This window comes from Blastococcus sp. CT_GayMR20 (assembly GCF_004570345.1).
Map to the genome: position 1 here is coordinate 1 of NZ_SPQM01000316.1, position 1,100 is coordinate 1,100.

Annotated in this window: 2 protein-coding genes; one reads left to right on the forward strand and one right to left on the reverse strand. The window is 75.2% G+C overall.

Annotated elements, in window-relative coordinates; all coding sequences use genetic code 11:
- The coding region (locus E4P40_RS27660) for a helix-hairpin-helix domain-containing protein (RefSeq protein ID WP_348519660.1) at nucleotides 1-710 on the reverse strand (710 nt) is incomplete at its 3' end.
- A gap of 108 nt (nucleotides 711-818) precedes the next feature.
- On the opposite strand from E4P40_RS27660, the gene E4P40_RS27665 reads away from it, so the two are divergent.
- The coding region (locus tag E4P40_RS27665; protein ID WP_209305561.1) for a hypothetical protein at nucleotides 819-1,100 on the forward strand (282 nt) is incomplete at its 3' end.

The following is a 1,100-nucleotide window of genomic DNA, read 5'->3' on the forward strand; positions in this document are numbered from 1 at the left end:
TCCGCCCGCGCCAGCGCGTACAGCCCGGTGCCGTGGGCCTTGCCGGCCAGGGCCACGAGGTCGGCCAGCGACTTGGCCGCGAGGTCGCCGACCGTCGTCACGCCCACCTGGTGCAGGCGTTCGGCGGTCGCCGGCCCGACGCCACCCAGCCGCGTCACGGGCAGGGGGTGCAGGACCTCGAGCTCGGTGCCCGGTTCGACGACGACGAGGCCGTCGGGCTTGTCCATGTCCGAGGCGAGCTTGGCCATCAGCTTGGAGCTGCCGATCCCCACCGAGCCGGTGACGCCGCCCGTGGCCACGGCGATCCGCTGCTTGAGCGTCGCGGCGAGGGCGGTGACGCCCGGGACCGACAGGTCGTGACCGTCCCCGGCGGCGAGGTCCACGTAGGCCTCGTCGATCGACACCGGCTCGACCAGCGGCGACAGCTCCCGCAGCAGCGCCATGACGACGTCCGACGTCCGTCGGTAGGCGGCGAACCGGCCCCCGAGGAACGCCGTCCCCGGGGGGCAGCGGCGCCGCGCCTCCGCCGTCGACATGGCCGACCGGGCGCCGAAGGCACGCGCCTCGTAGGAGGCCGTCGCCACCACGCCGCGGCCGCCGACCCCGCCGACGACGACCGGCCGGCCCCGCAGCGACGGCTTGTCGCGCTGCTCGACGGCGGCGAAGAACGCGTCGAGGTCGAGGTGCAGGACGCTCGCCTCCCGCCGCATGCCCACCCCCCGATGATCCTCGTTCGTCCGCTCGGGCGACTTACTTGCCCGTCCGGTCCCGCAACTGGAAGGGTGCGGAGTTCCAGGTCGACGAGGAGGACGCACGGAGTGGCAGCGGTCTTCCTCGTCATCGGTGCCGTCGGTCTGGCCGTGCTCCTGCTCTCGCTCTTCGTCGGTGAACTCGGCGAGCTCGGTCTCGGGGAGGTCGACGCCGACGGCTGGTTCTCCGTCCCGGCCGCGGCCGCTCTGCTGGGGGGCGTCGGGTTCGGCGGCGCCGCGGCGACCAGCGTGCTGCCCGAGGACCTCCCGGACGCCGTCACCGCGCTGCTGGCGGTCGCCGTCGGCCTGGCCGTCGCCGTCCCGCTCGCGTGGGGCGCCGTCCGGCTGTCC